Here is a 21656-nt window from a genome sequence, read left to right on the forward strand (position 1 = left end):
TAACCCGGATGCGGACTTAATGATGAACTGCTGCAAGCTCGAGGCCAAAGGCATTCGGACGGTGCTGCTCACCGATGAGTACGCCGGACGCGGCGGCGAGAGTCAGTCGCTGGCGGATGCACATCCGGCGGCGGATGCGGTGGTGACGGCCGGAAACGCCAATGCGCTTATCACACTGCCGCCGATGCAGCGGGTGATTGGGCATCCGGTGTATGCCGACATGATAGCGGGCGGCTTTGACGGCAGCCTGCATGAAGACGGCAGCATTACTGTTGAGCTACAGGCCATCACTGGCGCCACCAGTGAACTGGGGGTTCATACCCTCTCGGCGCATAGCGGATAAGGAGCACGCAAATGAGTTTACGGATCCTGCATTACCTGAACCAGTTCTTTGGTCAGAAGGGCGGGGAAGATGCAGCAGGCTATCTGCCTGAGACGCATCAGGGCCCCGTCGGGGTAGGTTTACAGCTGGAGAAGATGCTGGACGGCGGTGGAAGCATCGTTTCAACCATTATCTGCGGTGACAGCTATTTCAACGAAAACAACGAGGCCTGCAAACAGTACGTGCGCGAGGTGCTGCAGGAGGTACGCCCGGATATGGTCGTTGCCGGGCCAGCCTTTAACGCCGGACGCTACGGGATGGCCTGTGGCCAGGTGGCACAGGTGGCCGCCGAGATGGATATTCCGGTTATCAGCGGCATCTACCCGGAAAACCCCGGCTATGAGCTGTATCGCTCGTGGATGTACGCCGTCGAAACCGGCAACTCCGCCGCCAGTATGCGTACCGCGCTGCCGGCGATGGTGGCGTTGATTAAGCGGTTTATCGCGACCCACGGTAACCCCGGACTGCCGGAAGAAGCCGGTTATCTGCCGCGCGGCGTGCGTATCAACCATTTCGAGAAACAATCCGGCGCCGAGCGTGCCGCCGATATGCTGGTCAGCAAGCTGAAGGGGGAAGCGTTCCGCACCGAATATCCGATGCCGGTGTTTGACCGCGTCGACCCGCAGCCACCGGTGGCGGATATGTCGCAGGCCACTATTGCGCTGGTGACCTCGGGCGGGGTGGTACCGAAGGGCAACCCGGATCACATCGAGTCGTCGAGCGCTTCCCGCTACGGTGAATACTCTCTGGAGGGCATTAACGCGCTGAGCGCCGCAAGTCACCAGACCGCGCACGGCGGTTACGATCCGGTCGCCTGTAATGACGATCCGAACCGCGTGCTACCGGTGGACGTGATGCGCGACCTCGAACGTGAGGGGGTGATTGGCAGACTGTACTCGCACTACTACGCCACGGTGGGTAACGGCACGTCCGTTGCCAACGCCCGCAAATATGGTGCGGATATCGCCATGAAGCTGCAAAAAGCCGGAGTGACCGCCGCCATCCTCACCTCGACATGAGGCACTTGTACTCGTTGCGGCGCAACGATGGTGAAGGAAATTGAAAAAGTGATGCCGGTGGTGCATATCGCGACCGTGGTACCGATCTCACTGACCGTAGGGGCTAACCGTATTGTTCCTGCTGTGGCAATCCCGCATCCGCTGGGGAACCCGCTGCTGGAGCCTGCGGATGAGAAACAGCTTCGTCGTCAACTGGTGGAAAAAGCGCTGCAGGCGCTGCAAACCCCGGTGACGGAGCAGACGGTGTTTTAAAACCTGTGCGCCGGCCTGCGGGTCGGCGCCGTAAAAACGGCGGGCAAAGGTGATGGCAAAACGGCTGATTGTGACCAATAACCCGGTGGTTGCGGCGCGCTACGCCGGGCATTCGCTCAGCTGGCAGGCTAACTATTTGCAGGTTCTGCTGGCGGCACGCGATGCGATTCATCAGGGGCAGAAGCTGCTGATGCACCCGGAAAGCGGCAGCGTAAAGCCGGGGCAGACCCCGTATCGCTCGCTGCTGCTCGATGGGAAAACGTCGGCGCTGGATCTGCGCTCGCTTGAGATGATTGAAAACGCGCTGGCGCGTTACCGCCACTTCTCCGGTACCGGAAGGCCGCTGTCGGCCTGGTCGGAACAGATAAAGTGTGATTTTCAACTGATTGATTTGAGTCTGCTGCGTGAGGCTTTGCAGGCCACGGATAAATACGCGCTGACAGAGGGGTAACGCTATTTCCTTATGGAAGTTGATGGGGCCCGGTGGTCCCCGCGGTCTTCAAAACCGTCGTCAGCTTATCGGCTGAGGCAGGTTCGACTCCTGCCGCTTCCGCCACATTTTGGTATTCCTTTCATCTGTGACCAGGAGGGAAAGCACATCATGCATGCAGTCATTGGTACCGCCGGACACGTCGATCACGGTAAATCTGCGCTGATCCAGGCGCTGACAGGTATTCACCCTTCGCATCTTCCCCAGGAGTTCGCCCGCGGCATGACCATTGATTTAGGCTTTGCCTGCCTGCGCAGCCCGGACGGCGATGAGATTGGCATGATTGACGTTCCCGGGCATGAACGCTTCTTACGCAACATGCTGAGCAGCCTGTGGGGGCTGGATCTGGTGCTGTTCGTGGTGGCGGCAGATGAGGGGTGGTCACCGTTGAGCCAGGAGCACCTGCGGGTGATAAGCGCGCTCGGCCTGCGGCAAATCGTGGTGGCGATTAACAAATGCGACCTGGTTGATGAGGCGCGGATAGCCGAGGTTGAGGAGGAGATCCTCGAACACTTTCTCTGCGAGTGCGACATGCTGCCGGATATCTGGCGGGTGAGCGCCAGAAGCGGGGAAGGGGTGCAAGCGCTGCGCCAGGGGCTGCTGGCACGGGTGCGCTCGCTGGCAACGGCCAGTGCGCTGACCGCAGGACCACATTTGTACATCGACCGGGTTTTTTCCGTGAACGGCATTGGCACCACTGTGACCGGTACGCTGCGCGGTGAAGGTATCGACGTGGGCGACGTGCTGCGCCTCTATCCTGGCAATCAGCTGGTGAAAGTAAAATCTATTCAGAGCTATCACCGCGCCCGCGAGCGGGCACAGCCCTGCAGCCGGGTGGCAATGAGTTTTCGACAGCTGAAAAAAGAGTCGGTAGCGCGCGGCGATTGCCTGGCAAAACCGGAAGCTGGGATCTCCGGCAGCCGCGAGTGGGTGGTGCAACTTCTCCCGGGAAGCCAGCTCCCCAAAAAACAGTGTGAACTGGAAATCGCCCTCGGTACCTCTCATGCGCAGGTGCGCTGTTACTCGCTCGCCGACGGTCAGCTCGCCCGCCTGCTGCTTTCAAAGCCGCTGCCGGTGTTCTGGGGACAGACGGTTTTGCTGATGACCCCGGGCGGCAGCCGGATGGTGGGCGCCGGGCGAGTCGTGTGGAGCGGGGCACTCAACCGCGAGCAGCGGCCACGGCTTATTGCCACGCTTCGGGGGGCGCCGGACGGCGACCTGGCCAGTCTGCACTGTCGCGTACAGCTGGCGGTGAAGGGCTACGTGCGCGGCAGTGATGCGCTGACGCCGCCAGCGGCCTGTCATGTGCTTGAAGGCTGGTGGCTGGCGGAACATTACCTGCTTCTCGCCTTAGCTCGCCTCAACCTTATCCTCCAGCATGCCACTTCGGCGTTAACGCAGGACGAGCTGGCGGTGCGCGGGAATATGCCGCCGGATATGGTGAGTGCACTCGTCCACGAACAGTGTGCGGCAAAGTGCTGGCAGTTGAGTCCGGAGGGGGTTTCTCTCTATGGCGCAAGCTTCAGCCAGCTTAACCACGAACAACAGGAGCTGCTGGACGAAATCAGCACCGCGGGCAGGCTGTGCTTCTCAGCGATGCAGCACGAGCGCCCGCGCCTGAAGCAACAGCTCAAAGCGTTGATGGAGAAAAAATACATTGTGCCGATGGACGACAAGCTGTTTATCGCCCGCGAGCACTACCAGACGCTGCTGGAAGACATTTTCTGTGAATCTAATCCTGGTGAACTGCTGTCGATTGCCGATGTCCGGCAACGAACGGGACTTGCCAGAAAACAGCTGATCCCTCTGCTCAACAGAATGGAGCGGGACGGTTGGGTCCGGCGGGAAGGCGATCTTCGTCGGGTGCGAAAAAGTATGTTGGCTGAGGCTTAAACCTTGCCTTTGGGGGCCGGAGTTGAAAATTTAATCCTGAGAGTCTGATAACACAGGCTCTTACGCGCAAACGAGGAAACTCATATGTTAATTGGCATACCGAAAGAGATAAAAAACAACGAATGTCGGGTCGCGATGACGCCTGCGGGCGTCGCGACGCTGGTGAAGCACGGGCATTCCGTGATCGTCGAACAGCAGGCTGGCCTTGGCGCTGGCTTTGCGGATGAAGAGTATGTGCGCGCGGGCGCATCGCTCGCCACGGCGGAGAAAGCCTGGGCCGCTGAGATGGTGATGAAGGTCAAAGAGCCTCAGCCCGATGAGTTTAAATACTTCCGTGAAGGGCTGGTGCTGTTCACCTATCTGCACCTGGCCTGCGAGAAAGCGCTAACCAAAGCGCTGGTCGATAACAAAGTTGTCGGTATTGCCTATGAGACCATTGAGCTTGCGGACCATAGCCTGCCGCTGCTCGAGCCGATGAGTGAGATTGCCGGCAAGATGTCGGTGCAGGTGGGGGCCAATATCCTGTTCAAACATATGCAGGGTCGGGGGATCCTGCTCGGTGGCGTCAGCGGCGTGGAGAAAGGAACGGTAACCATCATCGGCGGCGGCTTTGCCGGAACCAACGCCGCGCGCATCGCCATCGGCCTTGGCGCGAAGGTGAATATTCTCGACACCAACCCACGGCGGCTGAGAGAGCTGGTGGATATCTTCGGCGACTCGGTGACGACGGTGATGTCGAATGAAGAGAATATCCGCAAATGCGTGACGGAGTCAGACATGGTGGTCGGCGCGGTGCTGATCCACGGCGCGCTGGCGCCGCATCTGGTTTCCGCCGAGATGGTGCAGCAGATGCGCCCCGGGGCGGTGATTGTGGATATTGCTATCGATCAGGGTGGGATCTTCGAAACCATCGACCGTGTGACCACCCACGATACGCCGGTGTACGAGAAATTCGGCATTGTGCACTATGCCGTCGCAAACATGCCCGGCGCCGTGCCGCGCACCTCAACCCAGGCGCTGACCAACGTCACTACCCGCTATGCGCTGACTATCGCTAACCACGGCTATCAGCAGGCCTGCCTGAACGACCCGGCGTTGCTGAAGGGCATCAACACGCTGAACGGATTTGTCACCTACGGCGCCGTCGCCGAGGCGCTGGGGTATCCGTACTGCCCGGCACAGACGCTGTTGCAGTAGTCCGCGCTGCATTTTAAAAATGTGATCGAAAATTGCGCACCAATGATGACGGATGTTATATTAAAATATAATATTTTGAGGTGCGCTATGTACATCACTCGTCTGAAAAAGGTTGGTGGATCCGTCATGCTGGCGGTTCCACCAGCAGTACTAAAAACGCTGTCGCTGTCGACGGACAGTGAGGTCAGCCTGACCATTGATAACGGCTGTCTGATTATTGAACCTCAGAAGCGACCCCATTATTCGCTGCAAGAACTGCTGGCGCAGTGCGATCCGCAGACTGAATTGAATGAAGAGGATCGGGCATGGGTTGATGCTCCGGCGGCGGGTAAGGAGATCCTGTAAATGGAGAGAGGGGAAATCTGGCTCGTGTCGCTTGATCCGACGAGCGGACATGAGCAAAACGGGAAGCGCCCGGTACTTATCGTTTCTCCCGCCGCATTTAACCAACTCACCCGATTACCCGTTGTGGTTCCCATTACCAGCGGTGGTAGCTTCGCCCGTACAGCGGGTTTTACCGTTTCTCTCGAAGGGGTAGGCTGTCAAACAACAGGGGTTATTCGTTGCGATCAGCCGGGAACCATCGATATGGAAGCCCGGCACGGTAAGCGTCTGGAATGTATACCTGAAGCTGTTGTTAATGAGGTGCTGGCCCGCCTGGAGGCGATACTTAGCTAAGCTTCAATCGCTCCCTAAGTTCGCTCACCAGAGACACATCATCCAGCTCTGCACTGATCTCATGGCGAATAGCGTAACTGAATTGTTCGCTACGCTCACAGCCATCATGGTAGCCATGAGAGAGCCAGTTCCAGCTGCCGAGTACAATGTAGCGGCCGTCGATCATCAGTACTTTTTCGTGCGTTCCCTCAGGCAGGCGTATGACGTTGTCCCGGCCAAGCTGTTCGCGATACTCCGCAACCAGCGATTCATCATTATCCTCAGCGCGTTCGAAGCGCTGGTGGAAATAGCCATAATAGACTTTCACGTTGACTCCACGCTGCTGCGTTGCGACCAGCTGCGCCAGCTCTGGTCGTTGATATCGTTTACCGCTACGGCGGATCCAGGGAGTTATTACAACCAGCTCTTGCTCGCTCTGTGCCGCCAGCGCGCTAAAAGCAGCTATATGTTCGCAGTCACGATAATAACGGTTCAGGCGAGGTGTTTGGCTCAGGTTAACGAAATCCGGATGCTGGCTACCATGTTCCAGTAGGAAATCTTCAGCAACACTGTCGGCTAAAACCTTCAGATAGCCACCGGCCTGCCGTAACCGGTGATAGTTGCCTACCACGATAAATTGCTGTTTCGCGCGGGAGACAACGACATTCAGCATATTAGGGGCATCGTTCTGGAAATTAGAGTTATCAAGAGGATGGAAAATTACGGGACTATAAATAATCACCTCAAAACCTACCCCCTGGAACTGGTGCACGGTGCCGATGCAGTTTTTCTCCCAGTGGCCCATACGTTCAGCAAGCCGTTTAATCAGCAATGATTTCTGGTTGGTATAGGGAGTTACAATACCGATGTCAGCAGTGAGAGAATATCCTGCATCTTCTAGCTTATTCAGTAGTTGCTCAATGGCATCAACCTCATCCAGATTGGTGTTAACCATATCGCCTTTTTGCCCTTCGACACTGTAGAACATGAGGTTATGCCCGCCAGATTTTTCAAAGGCGCTGGCGATGCGTTCAGAAGGTGGGGCGGTTTCCACGCTGACGCCGTGATAGCCTGCCAGCCTGATAAAGAGATTGGCGATGGGTTTTTGACAACGACGATGTTCATCAAGAATAATGCCATTTCCGGTGTCGTCGACTCTGCCTGAAAGGGCACCAGCAGCCCGGTGCCAGCCAGTTACGGTTGCCGGAGAGACTCGTTCGTAGAGTGAATTGTTACTGGCAAAGTGCTGCTCCCGAAGCTGTACTTGCATATTTTCAGAAAGGTTACGGATAGGTTCAATTTGCAGCGGATCGCCGACGATAATCGCTTTTTCGCTACGACTGAGTAAAGGAACCAGCGATTCCAGAGAGATCATTCCTGCTTCATCGCACAGGGCCAGATGCCAGGGTTTGCGGCCCTTAAGTTCACCGAGCTTACGGTAACCGGCAACTTTCCAGGCAGATACCAGCGTGGTGGCCATGACTGGATAAACCAGCGAGAGGGCACGGTAGAAGTCATCCAGTTTATCGAGCCAGCGATAATAGCCTGCGCTTTGCCGGCCACTCAGCAGCGCTCTCCAGTGGGTCAATACCTCTTCGAGTTCACTTTTACGCTTAAGTTGTTCCTGCCATAGGTAACCAATAGCGGCCTCAAACATCTGTCGGTGTTCATTGATAAAACGCTTACGTAAAATGTCACACCAGCTCCCTTCCGGATATTGCTGCTGGTACTGCGCCATAACCTGTTGAGCGTGAACCACCTGGCGCCATTGAGACTGCCGTTCGGTAATATTGATTAAAAGCCTCTCAAGCTCAGTTTCCTCTTCAGCGTCGGGTTCTTCCTGCAACAATTGTTGCAAAAGATTGAGATTGTCCGTCTGTTGCGCCAGCAATTCACCGGCATCTGCAAGCTCGGCCAACTGCTGGTGGTTGAGAGATGAAAGACCGAACGACTGAAAGTCTTCCGGGACAGCCTGATTCATTTGCGCTAATCGCGTTGAATATCTGCTTTCGAAGAGGCGAGTGAGGTGACGCATTAAACCTTTTCGCGGATAGTCCCGGTAATGCAGCTCCAGCGCTGGGCGCAACGGTGAATCTATCCAGTCTAGAATCTGCTCCAATCCGTGCTGATGGGGCCATGTGGCTTTTACCGTCTGATGAAGTCGATGTGCTTGTTGGCGCCGTTCTTTTATCTCGCGAATGTCCTGGAGGCGTTGTTCGACAAGGTGGGCTAGATTATTTAGCGAGTCAGGTTTTTTCAAAGAAACGTCTATTCCCCAGGCCTGTGCACGAGCGGCGAGAGAAGGAAGTTCATCCAGGAAAAGTGTTGTGAGTGCCTCGGCATTTATCGTGCCCAACGCGCAATCCGTGACGGCCTGAATTGCGGAGGTTTTGTGGTTCAGATAGGTCCGATAGCAGGAATCCAGCGTACTACGATGGCTAAATAATGTGGCTAAGTATTGTTGCTGAGCCTGCTCATCATAATTTTCCTGACGCCATTGGCTTATAAGCCGCTCCACCCGCGTGAGTTCCTGCTGAACCTGCTCCTTTGAACCACTATGGAACCAAAGCCAGTCAAGATTTTGCGTAACAGGATCGCTTCGCAGATCCTCAATAATATTTTCTACCGCTTTGATGGCTGTGGAGGTGACCAGCATGCCAAGATTGCGGTCATTTCCATCAGCAATTGCCAGCGCCCGAGAAACAAGTTGTTGGGCAATCAGGGATTTAAATAGAGTTGTTTTTCCTGTTCCCGGTGCGCCCTGTACGGCAATAAGACGTTCATCCTGATTAATGGCTTGAATTGCCTGCATCTGGCCCTGACCAAGCGGGTATTTTGATTCGAATAAACCGCCTGTGACGACCTCATAAAGGTCTGGTGTATTCTTCTCATCGTGAACATGATTGAGATATTGTTCCAGCAAAGGAAAATCCCCGTCAGCATTCTCGCTAAGCCAGGCAAAATCTTCCTCGTCACGCTTGAGGTTATAATCTTCATTGTGAAGCGGAGCGACGAGAGCGTTGAATGCAGTTTCCAGCTTTGCTTGTTTGCGTCCTGGTTGTTTTCCAACCCAGCTCAGGAGTGCTGTAAAAGCGTCAATGAAGGTTTCATATTTGCACCCTGTCAGCGCGCTGACAATGCTCATCATGTGCCGGTTTTCCCCCAGCTCATCCAACTGAATACCAAATAATTCACGAAACGCAAAAGGGAATGCGCTAACTAACTGTCCGTCCTTTACCGGAATCAATAAGGAAGGGTTATTACGTTCAAAGAAAGATTTAGGCAGCGGGAAAGAGAACAGGGGAAGGTATTTTGCGTTGTTTTTTCCGCGCTCTTTTTCGACACAACGAATCAGAGGAAAAAGCAGGTTGACGGATTCAACATGGGTTATCTTGCCTTCTTCATCATACTTGACGAAGCGCTTGAGCCAGTTTTTGCGCACTTCCGGTGGAACGTTTAGCATGACACCGTTTGGGCTTTCGGAGCAGTTCGTTCCACTCAACATGATTTGTTGATATTCGTGCACCTGGCTTGCAGGGATCTTACTTTTCTCTGCACCGCCAAGTCGTAAATAGTCTTGCCATGCAGAAAGGATGATTTTAGAGGTATTTTGCATTGGGTTAGCTACGCCGTATCGGTCCGTGACATCGAAATGTGATAACCCAGAATAACATAGGTGTATATTTATAATACAAACTGCTTACTTAAAAATGTTTTAAGTATGAGATAGTTGTATCAAAGTATCGGCTGGAAGCAGAAAAGCAAAAAGCCTGCTCGAAAGCAGGCTTTTCTAAATTTGGCTCCTCTGACTGGACTCGAACCAGTGACATACGGATTAACAGTCCGCCGTTCTACCGACTGAACTACAGAGGAATCGTGTGAACGGGGCGAATACTAATGGCTCCCCATTTTTGTGTCAACACTAAAATTAACATACTGATTCAATTGCATGAATTTAGCGCAGAGCGCTGTTTTAGTGTACTACGGGCGAATCGTTATCTTCATACAGCCCATTGTCACGTAATCTCGTCAGCGGATCCTGGCGATAGAACTGGCAGAAACGCTGCCACAGCGCCGGGAAGCGGGGGGCAAACAGCTCCGGGGCGCTGAAGAAGTATTCTGATAAAACCGCGAAGCACTCCGCCGGGTCGCTGGCGGCGTAGGCGTCGATGCTTGAGGCACTTTCGCCCACCATATCGATTTCATCCTGAATATTGTTCATTGCCGCATGCAGGTCGTGTTCCCATCCCGCCACTTCACGCAGGGCGATGAGCGGCACGCCGCTGGCGCGATCGCCGTTGCGGGTGTCGAGCTTGTGCGCCACTTCGTGGACAATCAGGTTAAACCCGGAGGCGTCGAAGGAGTCCTGGATATCGAGCCAGTTGAGGATGATGGGCCCCTGTTGCCAGCTCTGCCCGGACTGCACCACCCGCTGGCTGTGCACGAGACCGATATCGTCTTCCCATTCGTCGTCAACCACGAACGGGGCAGGGTAGATAAGCACTTCGTGAAAGCCGTCGAGCCACTCGATACCCAGCTCGAGCACCGGCAGGCAAAACAGCAGGGCAATGCGCGCCTGCTGCTCTGCAGCAAGCTCAAGCCCCTGGAGCGGAACCAGACGCTTTATCTGCAAGAAACGTTCTGCCAACTGGACGAGCTTGTCCTGTTCTTCATCAGTCAGGTTAGCTAAAACAGGAATAGCAAGCGCCTGCTCCCAGGGGAACTGCGGGTTGGGGGACGTTTCTTGTGCTTTCCAGGGCCACTTTATCATCGCTTTGCTCGCAAACTCGTCACTTGAACAGAATGGGAGGAACCGGGTCTGTTAAAATGCCAAATAACCTGGCATCATGGCAACCATCAAAACGGAGAGATGCCAGAGCGGCTGAATGGACCGGTCTCGAAAACCGGAGTAGGGGCAACTCTACCGGGGGTTCAAATCCCCCTCTCTCCGCCACTATTCAATCACTTACACCGTTTTGTTTCAACGATACCCATCACAATTGAAGCGCTGCTGGTGATAATTTCCTATCAGTATTATCCGCTTTCCTCATTTAGCAGAACAGTCTCAGTATGACTCCGTCCCGGAATGCCAGGCGTCGAAGCGGCACTCCCACAGGCGTGCGGTTGCGGCGTTGCGGTCACTGTGTCGACCACACAGGGTAGTGGCATCGGCGCAGTTTTTGATTTTACTGACCCAGCGGCCCTTCTGCTGAATAATACATCCCACCGGCTGGGTTCGGTAAAAGAGAATGGAAATATAATTTTTGTGCCGCAGAAAATATTGCTGGTTCATTTTATTAATACCTAAGTATTTGTGAATTACCGGCACCAGTAGGGCGGTATTCCTGTCTTCTCAACGATAAAATCAATAAAGGTGCGAACCTTACTCGAAACTATTTTTTTACTTGGATAAACAATCCATACAGCGGTTTCCGCATGGAACATGCTGAATTCCCACTCTGTCATCACTCGCTGCAGGCGCTGGTTTTTTTCATCCTTCCAGGCGAGCCAGTCGGGCAATATTGCGATACCCGCGCCGTCCCGGCAGGCAAGAAGCATGGCCTCATCGTCGTTCGCGCTAAAGCGGAAATTCACCGGTACCCGCACCCAGTCATCACCGGAATTCTCTTTGCGTGCATACCAGCCGTCGCCGTGCAGGCGTGAAAACATCAGGACAGGCGAGTCCTCCTTCTGACAATCGGCCAGCAGTGGCTTCGCATGATGGGCCAGCCATTCCGGGCTCGCCCAGGCATAGCGGCGCTGCGGCGCCAGCTTGCGGGCATGCATGGTGGAATCCGGCAGCGTGCCGATGCGCACGCTAAGATCGATATGCGTTTCGATCAGGTCCTGAATATCGTCGTTGAAAATAATATCCAGAGAGATATCCGGGTGCCGGTGGAGAAACTCGTCAACGAAAGGAATTATATGCAGACGTCCGTAGGCGCAGGGTACGCTAATGCGCAATAAACCCGCCGGACGCTGATTTAACGCTGAGGTCGAGCTGCGCGCATGTTCCCACTGCTCCAGTAACAGCGTAGCGTGAGAATAGAAAAGAATACCGGCTTCCGTCAGCGCTAAACCCCGGGTTGAGCGGTTAAATAATGAGACATGTAAATCATCCTCAAGGTGCGTAACATGGCGGGATACCGTTGAGGTCTCAATATTCAATACTTTAGCTGCAGCACTAAAACTGCTTAAATCCGCCGCGCTAACGAATGTCCTGATCGCAGCAAAGTAATTCATAATATTCATTCATCCTTTGAGGTGCCGCGGACACGATTTCTCCAGAGTTGTGCGCACTGGCTATTCATCAACATGCGGGTGGTTTGCGATCCGCACCTGACGGTACTTGAATCACCTGTGAGAAACAGCGTAACCCATTGTGGATGGGAAATTTAGCTACTGAGATCAATATTAAAGCGGGGAATTTGTCATTTTGAATGACTATTTCGATCATCAGCATCCTGCTCGCTAAGCGGCCCCTATGGGTACCTGAATTAAGGCAATACAGTTTTGCTGAAATTGGCCTTACTTGCCTGATTCTGCAAAAGCTAAAGTGACAATACGTTTCCACCAGGGTTTGACCTATCGCTCATAAAATAAAAAGGTAACACGATGAAATTAAATGTGTTGACGAGAAAGGCATTGCCGATAGCACTAAATACAATTCTCAACCATGTTGATGAAGCCGGAATGGAAAAACTATTCAGATTAGGAGCCCGAATAGCGAAAGAGAGTAAACAGGAATTACTGCAGTTGGCTGATATGTGTCGTGATAAAGATCCGCAGGTCCAGGGGTGGCTTGAAACGCTGCGCAAATTAAATCCTGTCGCGCGTAAAAAACTCATTGGTAATTTAATATTTAATCATATTGTTTCTGGCGCTAATCTGCGTGACGATGCCGGTGAAAAATATGCGACTCACATTCCCTTCCTGGTGCTGATTTCACCCACTTATGAGTGCAACCTCGAGTGTAAAGGCTGTTACTCGGCGCTGTATGGCAATCGCTATCATTACACCGAAGAGGAAATATTCGATCTTATCCAGCAGTTTTACGATCTGGGCGTGCGCTTCTTTACCTTCACCGGCGGAGAGCCCTTTGTCTATAAGCCGCTGATGAAACTCTTCGAGCACTTCGATGATTGCTATTTTATGGTCTTCACCAATGGCACCATGCTGACCGAAAGCCGGGTGAAAAAACTCGCCAGAATGGGCAACGTCGCGGTCACTATTTCGGTGGAAGGGTTTGAGGAGATGACGGACTGGCGCCGTGGCAACGGTACCTGGAAAAAAATCCTGGAAGCCTACGAGCGCCTGCAGCGCTACGGCGTCATGCGCGGGGCATCAGTGATGGCAACCTCGAAAAACCACGAGCAAATTTGCGGAAACGAGTTCTGGAACTTCATGCTGGATAAGCTGGAAATTCAGTATGCCTGGATCTTTCAGTACATGCCTATCGGTCGTGATGCGACGATGGAACTGGTGCCTAACGCGGAGCAGCGTTACGAGCGTTTTCACTTCCTTGAGGCGATGCGTACCTCGGGGCGTCTCGGTTTTCTGGCCGATTTCTGGAACCACGGATTCCTGGTGAACGGCTGCATGTCCGGCGGGGCGAACTACCTCCATGTTAACGCTAAAGGGGGAGTCGAACCCTGCGTCTTCCAGCCCTATGCCACCGACGATGTGCGTAAAAAACGTATTGTCGATATCCTGAAGAGCCCGTTCTTTGAAGGCTATAAGCAGCAGATACCGTTCAATGACAATCTGATGCAGCCGTGCCCGATAATTGATAACCCGGCCAAATTCCGCGAGCACATTGAAAAACACGGCGCGGTACCGCAGCACGACGGCTCTGACAGCTATTTTAAATTCTCGCACGAGCTGGATGAGCTGGCGGATGAATGGAAAAAATACGCCATCAAGATATGGAAAGATGAAGGGTACGGCGATGAATATCATGCCGAGCACGATCTCTATGTGAACCCCGAGAAATCTGCGAATAAAGCCGCCAGCGATGAGCATGTCGGGTCCTGATAATCGCGCAGGTCCCTCGTGGCCTGCGATATATCCTAATTATCACAAAGGGTTAGATTATTCATGATGTGAATGCTTATGATCGTGATCATATTTTGAAGTGATGCATCGATCGTAATATATATTTTTATATAGCGATCGAGCACCTTCATGAAAACGATAAGTAAAATAGCAGCGCTGATGCCGCTGTTCACCTCTTTTGCCCCACTTGCCGCCTCCACTCACACCAGCAACGAAGAAACCCTGGTCGTCACCGGAAAGACCACAACGCCTGAAGATGAAAGCGCTGCCGGTGCCGGGTTCAAAACCAGTGATATCGATATTGGCCCGCTGGGGAATAAAGCCTGGCTGGATACCCCCTATTCCTCAACCACCGTGACTCAGGAGATGATTGCCAATGAACAGGCAAAAAGCGTCAGTGAGTTGCTGAAATATTCGCCGAGCACGCAAATGCAGGCGCGGGGTGGCATGGACGTTGGCAGGCCGCAGAGCCGCGGGATGCAGGGGAGCGTGGTGGCGAACAGTCGACTCGATGGTCTGAATATCGTCTCTACCACGGCGTTTCCGGTAGAGATGCTGGAGCGGCTGGACGTGTTAAATAGCCTGACCGGTGCGCTTTACGGCCCGGCAAGTCCGGCGGGGCAGTTCAATTTTGTCGCCAAACGGCCCACCGAAGAGACCTTACGCCAGGTGACGCTCGGCTATCAAAGCCGTCATGCGATTAACGGCCAGGTAGACCTGGGCGGGCATATTGATGATGAGAAGAAATTTGGCTACCGAATCAATGCGCTCAGCGAAGATGGCGAAGGGAATGTTGATGACAGCACCCGGCGGCGTAAGCTGCTGGCGGTAGCATTTGACTGGAATATACAGCCGGGAACGCAGCTCCAGCTGGATGCCAGCCACTATGAATTTTTGCAAAAGGGCTACCCCGGGGGTTTTAGCTACGGTCCGAACGTGAAACTGCCTTCAGCCCCCGATCCGCAGAACAAAAACCTGGCGCTCAATACCGCCGGGAACGATCTCACCACCGACACCATCAGCACCCGCCTGATCCATTATCTTAACGATGACTGGTCCGTCACCGCGGGCGTGGGCTGGCAGCAGGCCGATCGCGCCATGCGCTCGGTGTCCAGCACCATCCTTAATGATAAAGGTGATATCAAGCGTTCACTGAGCGACTCCAGCGCGGCGGGGCGTTTTCGGGTGTTGAGTAACACCGTCACCCTTAACGGCCACGTTGATACCGGCGGCCTGGGCCACGATCTCGCGCTCTCGACGACCGGCTATGTCTGGTCGATGTACAGCGCGAAGGGGGCCAGTCAGCGTTACGATTTCGATAACAGCAATATTTACGATCCGTCGCAGATGCATGAGCCGGGTAATGGGCAAATCAATACCAACGGCGCCCGCTATAAGTCTGGGGTAAACACCCAGCAAAGCATAACCCTCGGTGACACGATTACCTTTAATCCTCAGTGGTCGGCCATGTTCTATCTGAGCCAGAGCTGGCTGCAGACCCAGAGTTTTGACAAGTCAGGCAATAAGACCAACCAGAACGATCAAAATGGGTTAAGCCCGAATGCGGCGCTGATGTACAAAATCACGCCGTCGCTGATGACCTACATCAGCTATGCCGATTCTCTGGAGCAGGGCAGCACGGCGCCAACCGGTGAAGGGATCAAAAATGAAGGACAGACGCTGGATCCTTACCGCAGCAAGCAGTATGAAATTGGCCTGAAAGCCGACGCCGGAGGAATGAATCTGGGCGCCGCGCTGTTCCGTCTTGAGCGCCCCTTTGCCTATGTTGACAGTAACGACATGGTGTTCAAAGAGCAGGGCAATCAGGTCAACAACGGCCTGGAGTTGACGGCAATGGGTCGAGTCTATGAAGGGCTTAATCTGTTTGGCGGGGTGACCTTCCTCGACCCGCGGCTGAAGGATACCGTCTCTGACAGTACCAGTAATAAGCGGGTGGTGGGTGTACCGAAGGTGCAGGCCAATATGCTGGTCGAATATAGTCTGCCGTCCATGCCGCAGTGGGTTTACAGTGCGAATCTCCACTACACCGGCAAGCGCGCCGCGAACGATACCAACACCTCCTGGGCCGACAGCTATACCACGCTGGATTTGGGGACGCGCTACACCACCACCATCAGCCAGGTGCCGACGACCTTCCGTCTGGCGGTGAACAACGTGACGAACGAACACTACTGGGCATCCATCTTCCCGTCAGGTACCGACGGCGACGGCGGCTCACCAAGCGCATTCCTCGGCGGCGGGCGTGAGGTCCGTGCTTCAGTCACGGTCTCCTTCTGAGAGGCATAACGATGAGAACAACACGTTTTGCTGCGCTGATGTTGCTCCTCGGCGCGTGTTTGAGTGCCAGCCTGTGGGCGGCTCCGCTGCATAATGATGTCCGTATTGCTTCGCCGTGGCCGGCGCAGAATACCATCATCACTATGCTGGGCTACGGCGATAATCTGGTGGGCACCTCGCTGGTGGCAAAGCAGATCCCGCTTTTTCGCCAGAGCCTGCCGGGTATCGAGGCGGTGCCGGTGGTCAGCGCCAACAGCGGCAACGAGCTAAACCCGGAGCAGATAATCTCTCTGGGTACCCAGCTGCTGTTTGTACCGAAGGGAATGAAGGTGCCGCAGCCTGAGCTGCTCGAGCAGGCGGGGGTGCGCATTCTGGCGTTCCCGGCGAACTCTATGGCTGCCCTGCGCGAGCGGGTGCAGAAAACAGCGGATGTCCTTGGCGAGGACGCCCGGCAAAAGGCGCAGGCCTACGAGGCGTATTTTGCCGACAACGTGGCGCGGGTCTCTGCCCGCCTGAAAGGGCTACCGGACGCTGAGCGTGTTCGTGTTTATCACAGCATGGGTAACCCGTTGACCACCACCGGAAGACCCTCGCTCAATCAGGACTGGATGGATCTGGCTGGTGCAATTAACGTGGCGGAGCACGGCTTTGGCATGAAAAAAACCAGCGCAGGCGAAGTGGCTCTTGAGCAACTGGTGGTGGCCAATCCGCAGGTGATTGTGACGATGAACAAGCGAGATGCCGTGGAGATCCGCCGTTCAGCGCAGTGGGCGGGTATTGATGCGGTCATCCATCATCGGGTGGTGGTGAATCCGAAAGGCATGTTCTGGTGGTGCCGTGAAACCAGCGAAGAGGCGCTGCAGTTCCTGTGGCTGGCGAAGACGCTGTACCCGCAACGCTTCGCCGATATTGACATGGTGCAGGAGACCAGGCGCTTTTATCACACCTTCTTCGGCCTGAACCTGACCGATGCCCAAATCAACGACATTCTTAATCCGCCACAATGACTGAGCTCACCCTTGATATTGCCCGACGCTACCGGCAGGCGCTGAGAAAACGGCTGCTGGTGCTGCTCCTTATGCTGCTGGCTATCGTTATGTCACTGTGGCTTGACGTTACCCTCGGCCCCTCCGGGCTGACGGTGGCGCAGCTCTGGCAAACGCTCATTAGCCCGGAGAGCGTCGCTGTCGGACAGCGCGTGATCGTCCTCGACATTCGTCTGCCCTATGCGCTGATGGCGCTGCTGGTGGGGATGGCGCTGGGCCTCGCCGGGGCAGAGATGCAGACTATCCTGAATAATCCCCTTGCCAGCCCGTTTACGCTCGGTGTTTCTTCGGCGGCAGCGTTCGGTGCTGCGCTGGCGATTGTCCTCGGCATTGGGCTTCCGGGTATCCCGGGACACTGGTTTGTTCCGGCAAACGCCTTTCTTTTTGCGCTGCTTTCGGCGCTGATGCTTGATGCCATCACCCGCTGGACGCGAATGGCGACCTCCGGCGTGGTGCTGTTCGGCATTGCGCTGGTTTTCACCTTCAATGCGCTGGTTTCTGTTCTGCAGTTTGTGGCGGACGAGGACACGCTGCAGGGGTTGGTGTTCTGGACGATGGGTAGCCTGGCGCGGGCATCGTGGCAAAAGCTGGCCGTGCTGCTGGTGGCGTTCGCGCTGGTGATGCCGTTCTCGCTGAAAAGCGCCTGGCAGCTCACGGCGCTGCGTTTGGGTGAGGACAGAGCGATGAGTTTTGGTATTAACGTACGACGGCTCAGACTGGCGTCATTGCTTCGTATCAGCCTGCTGGCAGCACTGTCGGTGGCCTTCGTCGGACCGATAGGTTTTATCGGCCTGGTTGCGCCGCACATTTCCCGCATGCTGTTTGGCGAGGATCATCGCTTCTACCTGCCCGGCAGCATCTTGACCGGCGGGCTGGTGCTGTCGCTGGCGTCGGTGGCCTCGAAGAATATCTTCCCCGGGATAATCATCCCGGTTGGGATCGTCACCTCTCTGGTGGGAGTTCCTTTCTTTTTAAGCATTATTTTGCGCCAGCGGGGAGGGCACTGATGGGGGAATTACGGATCCAACAGCTGAGCTGCGGCTACGGAAAAACGCGCGTATTCACTAATCTTCAGATACCGGCGCTGCCCCAGGGAGAGATCAGCGTACTGCTGGGGCCAAACGGCTGTGGAAAGTCCACGCTGCTGCGGGCGCTGGCGGGGCTGAACCCGGCGCAGGGGGACGTTTTACTGGCGGGGAACAATCTGATGACCATGCCCTTTGCTGAGCGTTCCCGGCGGGTGGTGTTTCTGCCTCAGTCGCTCCCGCAGGGCGTTCATCTTCATGTTCTGGAGTCGGTGATTGTCGCCATGCGGGCAGGCGGTGGTCGAACGGAGGGGAACGAAATGGCCCATGCGCAGGCGATACTGCGCCAACTGGGGATTGCCCATCTGGCAATGCATTATCTCGACCAGCTTTCCGGTGGGCAAAAGCAGCTGGTTGGTCTGGCGCAATCGCTGGTACGTCAACCGGAGCTACTGCTGCTGGATGAACCGCTTAGCGCGCTGGATCTTAACTATCAGCTGCTGGTGATGGAGCAGATAGCCCGTGAAACGCGGGCGCGGCGGATAGTCACCGTGGTTGTGCTCCACGATATGAATATTGCGCTACGCCATGGGAGCCACATTGTCATGCTCAAAGACGGGCAGCTGGTCGCCTGCGGCAGACCTGAAGAGGTGGTCACCTCCGCGACGCTTGCGGGAGTGTACGGCGTACGTGGGCGTGTCGAACGCACCCGCGACGGCCAGGCGCATGTGGTGCTGGAGGGGCTGGTATCAGCTTAAATAAAACAGAAAATCAGATGAAATAAAGCACCCGGAAAGTAATGGAATATGATGCAATATATATTATGCATTTTTATTTATATTTACTGGTAAGTAACGATGTTGTGGCGATAATATTGTTTCTGACTACGCTTAACACGACGCCATTTTGGCTTTCACATTGAAGGTGATCAAATGAACATGAATGTTTTGCGTTTGTCTTTAATCAGTGCCGGTGTATTTACCGCCATAGCTTTGAGTTTGCCGAGTGCTGGCGCGGCCAGCACTGAGAAGGAAAAAGCTCCGCGCCACGGTACGCCAAGCGAGCCCATATCACGCCAGCAGCTGTGCTTTGACGGTCAGGATTATCACTGGCCCGTAGATGGCAGCAATATTAAAAATGCCGCCTGTAAAGCCGCCTATCAGGTGAATTATAATAAGTATAAAGACACCGTGAAGTACCCTGAATTTAAAGATGAGCAAAAGCTCATTGAGCAGTCGAATTATCCGTTTGTACAGAAGAATGAATTTGCGCACCTGATCCCCGCTCCTGATTATAACGATCAGGAAAAGGTAAAAGCGGCTATCCCGGACGGGACGCTGTGTTCTGGGAATAACATAGGCCAGGCGAAAGACAGTAAAAAACCTTATCTGTATAACGATAAATCAGGTATGGATATTCCTGCTCCGTGGACCGCCAGCAAGGTTCACCTCAACGCCAAAGGAGAGATTGAGATTACCTATCACGCTTCAGCCACGCATGACCCAAGCTTCTTTGAGGTCTATCTCTCGAATGCTGACTATAAGGCCAGTGAAAGAGCGCTGAAGTGGAGCGACCTGACGCTGCTGGCAAAAGTGGATAAACCACAGCTGGTGGGCTCCGACTACAAGTTTGTTGCCCCGGCAAAAGAGGCGAAAGGACCACGGGTACTGTTCATCCGCTGGCAGCGTATCGACCCGGCGGGGGAAGGGTTCTACAGCTGCAGTGATATCGATATTCAATAGCGACGGGGTCAGAAAAGAAAAAGCCGCAGACGTCTGCGGCTTTTTGAGCGTTCCCGTCGGTCAGTTACATCATCAGAACTGATAAACCAGGCCCAGCGCGACGATATCGTCGGTAGAGATGCCGTTGCTGGAATAGAAGTCGTCGTTGTCATCCAGCAGGTTGATTTTGTAATCGACGTAGGTAGACATGTTTTTGTTGAAGTAGTAGGTGGCACCCACATCAACATACTTCACCAGGTCTTTGTCGTTGCCCCAGGCGGTGTTCAGGTCTTTACCTTTAGACTGCAGGTAGGAAATGGCCGGGCGCAGACCGAAATCGAACTGGTACTGGGCGGTCACTTCGAAGTTCTGCGTTTTGTTGGCAACGCCATCGTTGCCATATGGAGTCATGTTGCGGGTTTCGGCGTACATGGTCGCCAGGTAGATGTGGTTAGCGTCGTACTTCATGCCCAGCGTCCAGGCATCAGCCTTATCGCCACCGGCAACCAGACCACCTTTGTTAACCTGCTCGTTAGTACGGTCAGAGGAGGTGTAGGCCGCACCGGCGCTGAAGCCCATGCCGGTGTCGTAGGTGGTGGAGATACCGTAGCCGTCACCGTTGTCATAGCGAATATCTCCGCTGTCACCGCGGTTATTGGTGCCTACGTTTTCTTTGATGCTCTGATTTTCATTTTTACCCTGATACTGCAGGGCAAAGGCCAGGCCGTCGACCAGACCGAAGAAATTGCTGTTGCGGTAGGTGGCAACGCCGTTGGTACGGCCGGTCATGAAGTTATCAGAGTTGGTGTAGGAGTCGCCGCCAAACTCCGGCAGCATATCGGTCCAGCCTTCCACGTCGTACAGCACGCCGTAGTTACGGCCGTAGTCAAAGGAGCCGTAGTCGCCGAACTTGAGGCCCGCAAAGCCCAGACGGGTCCAGGAGTTATTGCTACCCTCGGTGCTGTTGGCCTGAACGTTGTACTCCCACTGACCGTAGCCGGTGAGCTGATCGTTGATCTGGGTTTCGCCTTTAAAGCCGAGACGGATGTAGCTTTGATCTCCGTCTTTCTTACTGCTGTCAGAGAAGTAGTGCAGACCGTCGACCTTGCCGTAAAGATCCAGCTTATTGCCGTCTTTATTATAAATCTCTGCCGCATTTGCTGCGCCTGCCATGAGTAATGCAGGCATAAGTAGTGCCAGAACTTTTCTGTTCATTATATATTCCCTTGAATTTATAATTAATGTGAATATCTGTAATGCCGGGCTGGATTACAGCTGAAATACTATCTATTAAGTTCATTTAAATTTAAAGGAAAAATGTAATTAAATTATATCTAATATTTCATTTTGTTTCTAAAGTGGGCGTTATAATTCAAATGAATAATAATGTTGGTTAGTATTAAGTTGCTGTATTTGTGTTATTATTCTTATAAATATCAATTGTTTTTGCATTCATTAATACAATTAAATTGAAGTGGTGTATGATTTTTGGCGTTACATGTGGGCGACGAATAAAAAAATACCCAACGGCGTTGGGTAAATGTTCAAAGTCAGAAAAGTATGAATAAGTACAGTGTAAAAACAACTTCAGGCTAATAACGAGTTAATGCTCTCATAGATT

18 protein-coding genes and 3 tRNA genes are annotated in these 21656 nt (G+C 54.0%); 15 read left to right on the forward strand and 6 right to left on the reverse strand.

From position 1 onward, the window contains the following. The 8 genes from GYRE_RS16320 to GYRE_RS16355 form a co-directional block, all read left to right on the forward strand. Nucleotides 1-343: glycine/sarcosine/betaine reductase component B subunit (locus tag GYRE_RS16320; RefSeq protein ID WP_038256701.1), on the forward strand; the 343-nt coding region annotated here is incomplete at its 5' end. 11 nt (nt 344-354) lie between these two features. Continuing rightward, entirely contained in the window at nt 355-1653 is a 1299-nt protein-coding gene (locus GYRE_RS16325) for a glycine/betaine/sarcosine/D-proline family reductase selenoprotein B (protein ID WP_081874667.1), read from the forward strand. Nucleotides 1654-1705: 52 nt separating this feature from the next. Next, on the forward strand, nt 1706-2104 hold the full coding sequence (locus GYRE_RS16335; RefSeq protein WP_006820619.1) for a GrdX family protein: 399 nt from the start codon (nt 1706-1708) through the stop codon (nt 2102-2104). 14 nt (nt 2105-2118) lie between these two features. Next, nucleotides 2119-2209 (forward strand) — tRNA-Sec (locus GYRE_RS24580). 45 nt (nt 2210-2254) lie between these two features. Further along, a complete protein-coding gene (gene selB / locus GYRE_RS16340) occupies nt 2255-4036 on the forward strand; it encodes a selenocysteine-specific translation elongation factor (RefSeq protein ID WP_038256705.1) in 1782 nt (593 codons plus the stop codon). Between the two features lie 84 nt (nt 4037-4120). Continuing rightward, on the forward strand, nt 4121-5233 hold the full coding sequence (gene ald, locus GYRE_RS16345; protein ID WP_038256708.1) for an alanine dehydrogenase: 1113 nt from the start codon (nt 4121-4123) through the stop codon (nt 5231-5233). Between the two features lie 87 nt (nt 5234-5320). After that, nucleotides 5321-5578, forward strand: coding sequence for an AbrB/MazE/SpoVT family DNA-binding domain-containing protein (locus tag GYRE_RS16350; protein ID WP_038256710.1), 258 nt, complete (start codon nt 5321-5323; stop codon nt 5576-5578). Further along, nucleotides 5579-5911 (forward strand): type II toxin-antitoxin system PemK/MazF family toxin, encoded by a 333-nt coding sequence (locus GYRE_RS16355; RefSeq protein ID WP_038256714.1) that lies wholly within the window; start codon nt 5579-5581, stop codon nt 5909-5911. On the opposite strand, the gene GYRE_RS16360 is transcribed toward GYRE_RS16355, so the two are convergent. The 3 genes from GYRE_RS16360 to mtfA all read right to left on the reverse strand — a co-directional run bounded on the left by GYRE_RS16360 (nt 5904) and on the right by mtfA (nt 10661). Beyond that, a complete protein-coding gene (locus GYRE_RS16360; protein ID WP_038256716.1) occupies nt 5904-9506 on the reverse strand; it encodes an AAA domain-containing protein in 3603 nt (1200 codons plus the stop codon). The two genes, GYRE_RS16355 and GYRE_RS16360, sit on opposite strands and share 8 nt — an antisense overlap. Before the next feature lie 181 nt (nt 9507-9687). Then, nucleotides 9688-9763 (reverse strand) — tRNA-Asn (locus GYRE_RS16365). Between the two features lie 100 nt (nt 9764-9863). Continuing rightward, a complete protein-coding gene (gene mtfA, locus GYRE_RS16370) occupies nt 9864-10661 on the reverse strand; it encodes a DgsA anti-repressor MtfA (protein ID WP_038256718.1) in 798 nt (265 codons plus the stop codon). Nucleotides 10662-10754: 93 nt separating this feature from the next. On the opposite strand from mtfA, the gene GYRE_RS16375 reads away from it, so the two are divergent. After that, nucleotides 10755-10844, forward strand: a tRNA-Ser gene (locus tag GYRE_RS16375). Between the two features lie 111 nt (nt 10845-10955). On the opposite strand, the gene GYRE_RS24585 is transcribed toward GYRE_RS16375, so the two are convergent. Together GYRE_RS24585 and GYRE_RS16385 are read right to left on the reverse strand one after the other, a co-directional pair. Then, nucleotides 10956-11183 (reverse strand): hypothetical protein, encoded by a 228-nt coding sequence (locus GYRE_RS24585; protein WP_006820606.1) that lies wholly within the window; start codon nt 11181-11183, stop codon nt 10956-10958. Between the two features lie 26 nt (nt 11184-11209). Further along, nucleotides 11210-12133, reverse strand: a complete 924-nt coding sequence (locus tag GYRE_RS16385) for a LysR family transcriptional regulator (protein WP_038256805.1) — start codon at nt 12131-12133, stop codon at nt 11210-11212. Nucleotides 12134-12655: 522 nt separating this feature from the next. Between GYRE_RS16385 and GYRE_RS16390 the strand changes: the two genes are divergently transcribed. From GYRE_RS16390 to GYRE_RS16415, 6 genes are all read left to right on the forward strand, one after another. Continuing rightward, nucleotides 12656-13924 (forward strand): radical SAM/SPASM domain-containing protein, encoded by a 1269-nt coding sequence (locus GYRE_RS16390; protein ID WP_237723314.1) that lies wholly within the window; start codon nt 12656-12658, stop codon nt 13922-13924. Between the two features lie 150 nt (nt 13925-14074). Continuing rightward, on the forward strand, nt 14075-16243 hold the full coding sequence (locus GYRE_RS16395) for a TonB-dependent receptor (RefSeq protein WP_006820602.1): 2169 nt from the start codon (nt 14075-14077) through the stop codon (nt 16241-16243). 11 nt (nt 16244-16254) lie between these two features. Then, entirely contained in the window at nt 16255-17250 is a 996-nt protein-coding gene (locus tag GYRE_RS16400; RefSeq protein WP_038256724.1) for an ABC transporter substrate-binding protein, read from the forward strand. Next, nucleotides 17247-18296 carry a FecCD family ABC transporter permease gene (locus tag GYRE_RS16405; RefSeq protein ID WP_038256726.1) on the forward strand — a complete coding sequence of 350 codons (1050 nt, stop codon included), beginning with the start codon at nt 17247-17249 and terminating at the stop codon, nt 18294-18296. Before GYRE_RS16400 ends, GYRE_RS16405 begins: the two co-directional genes overlap by 4 nt. Next, nucleotides 18296-19072: an ABC transporter ATP-binding protein gene (locus tag GYRE_RS16410; protein ID WP_038256728.1), complete on the forward strand. Its 777-nt coding sequence runs from the start codon at nt 18296-18298 to the stop codon at nt 19070-19072. Before GYRE_RS16405 ends, GYRE_RS16410 begins: the two co-directional genes overlap by 1 nt. 174 nt (nt 19073-19246) lie before the next feature. Further along, nucleotides 19247-20056, forward strand: a complete 810-nt coding sequence (locus GYRE_RS16415) for a lytic polysaccharide monooxygenase (protein ID WP_038256729.1) — start codon at nt 19247-19249, stop codon at nt 20054-20056. 72 nt (nt 20057-20128) lie between these two features. Here GYRE_RS16415 and ompC read toward each other — a convergent pair whose 3' ends face one another. Beyond that, on the reverse strand, nt 20129-21250 hold the full coding sequence (gene ompC / locus GYRE_RS16420) for a porin OmpC (RefSeq protein WP_038256731.1): 1122 nt from the start codon (nt 21248-21250) through the stop codon (nt 20129-20131). Nucleotides 21251-21656 lie beyond the last annotated feature (406 nt).

The organism is Yokenella regensburgei ATCC 49455, from assembly GCF_000735455.1.
GTDB classification, from domain to species: Bacteria; Pseudomonadota; Gammaproteobacteria; order Enterobacterales; family Enterobacteriaceae; genus Yokenella; species Yokenella regensburgei.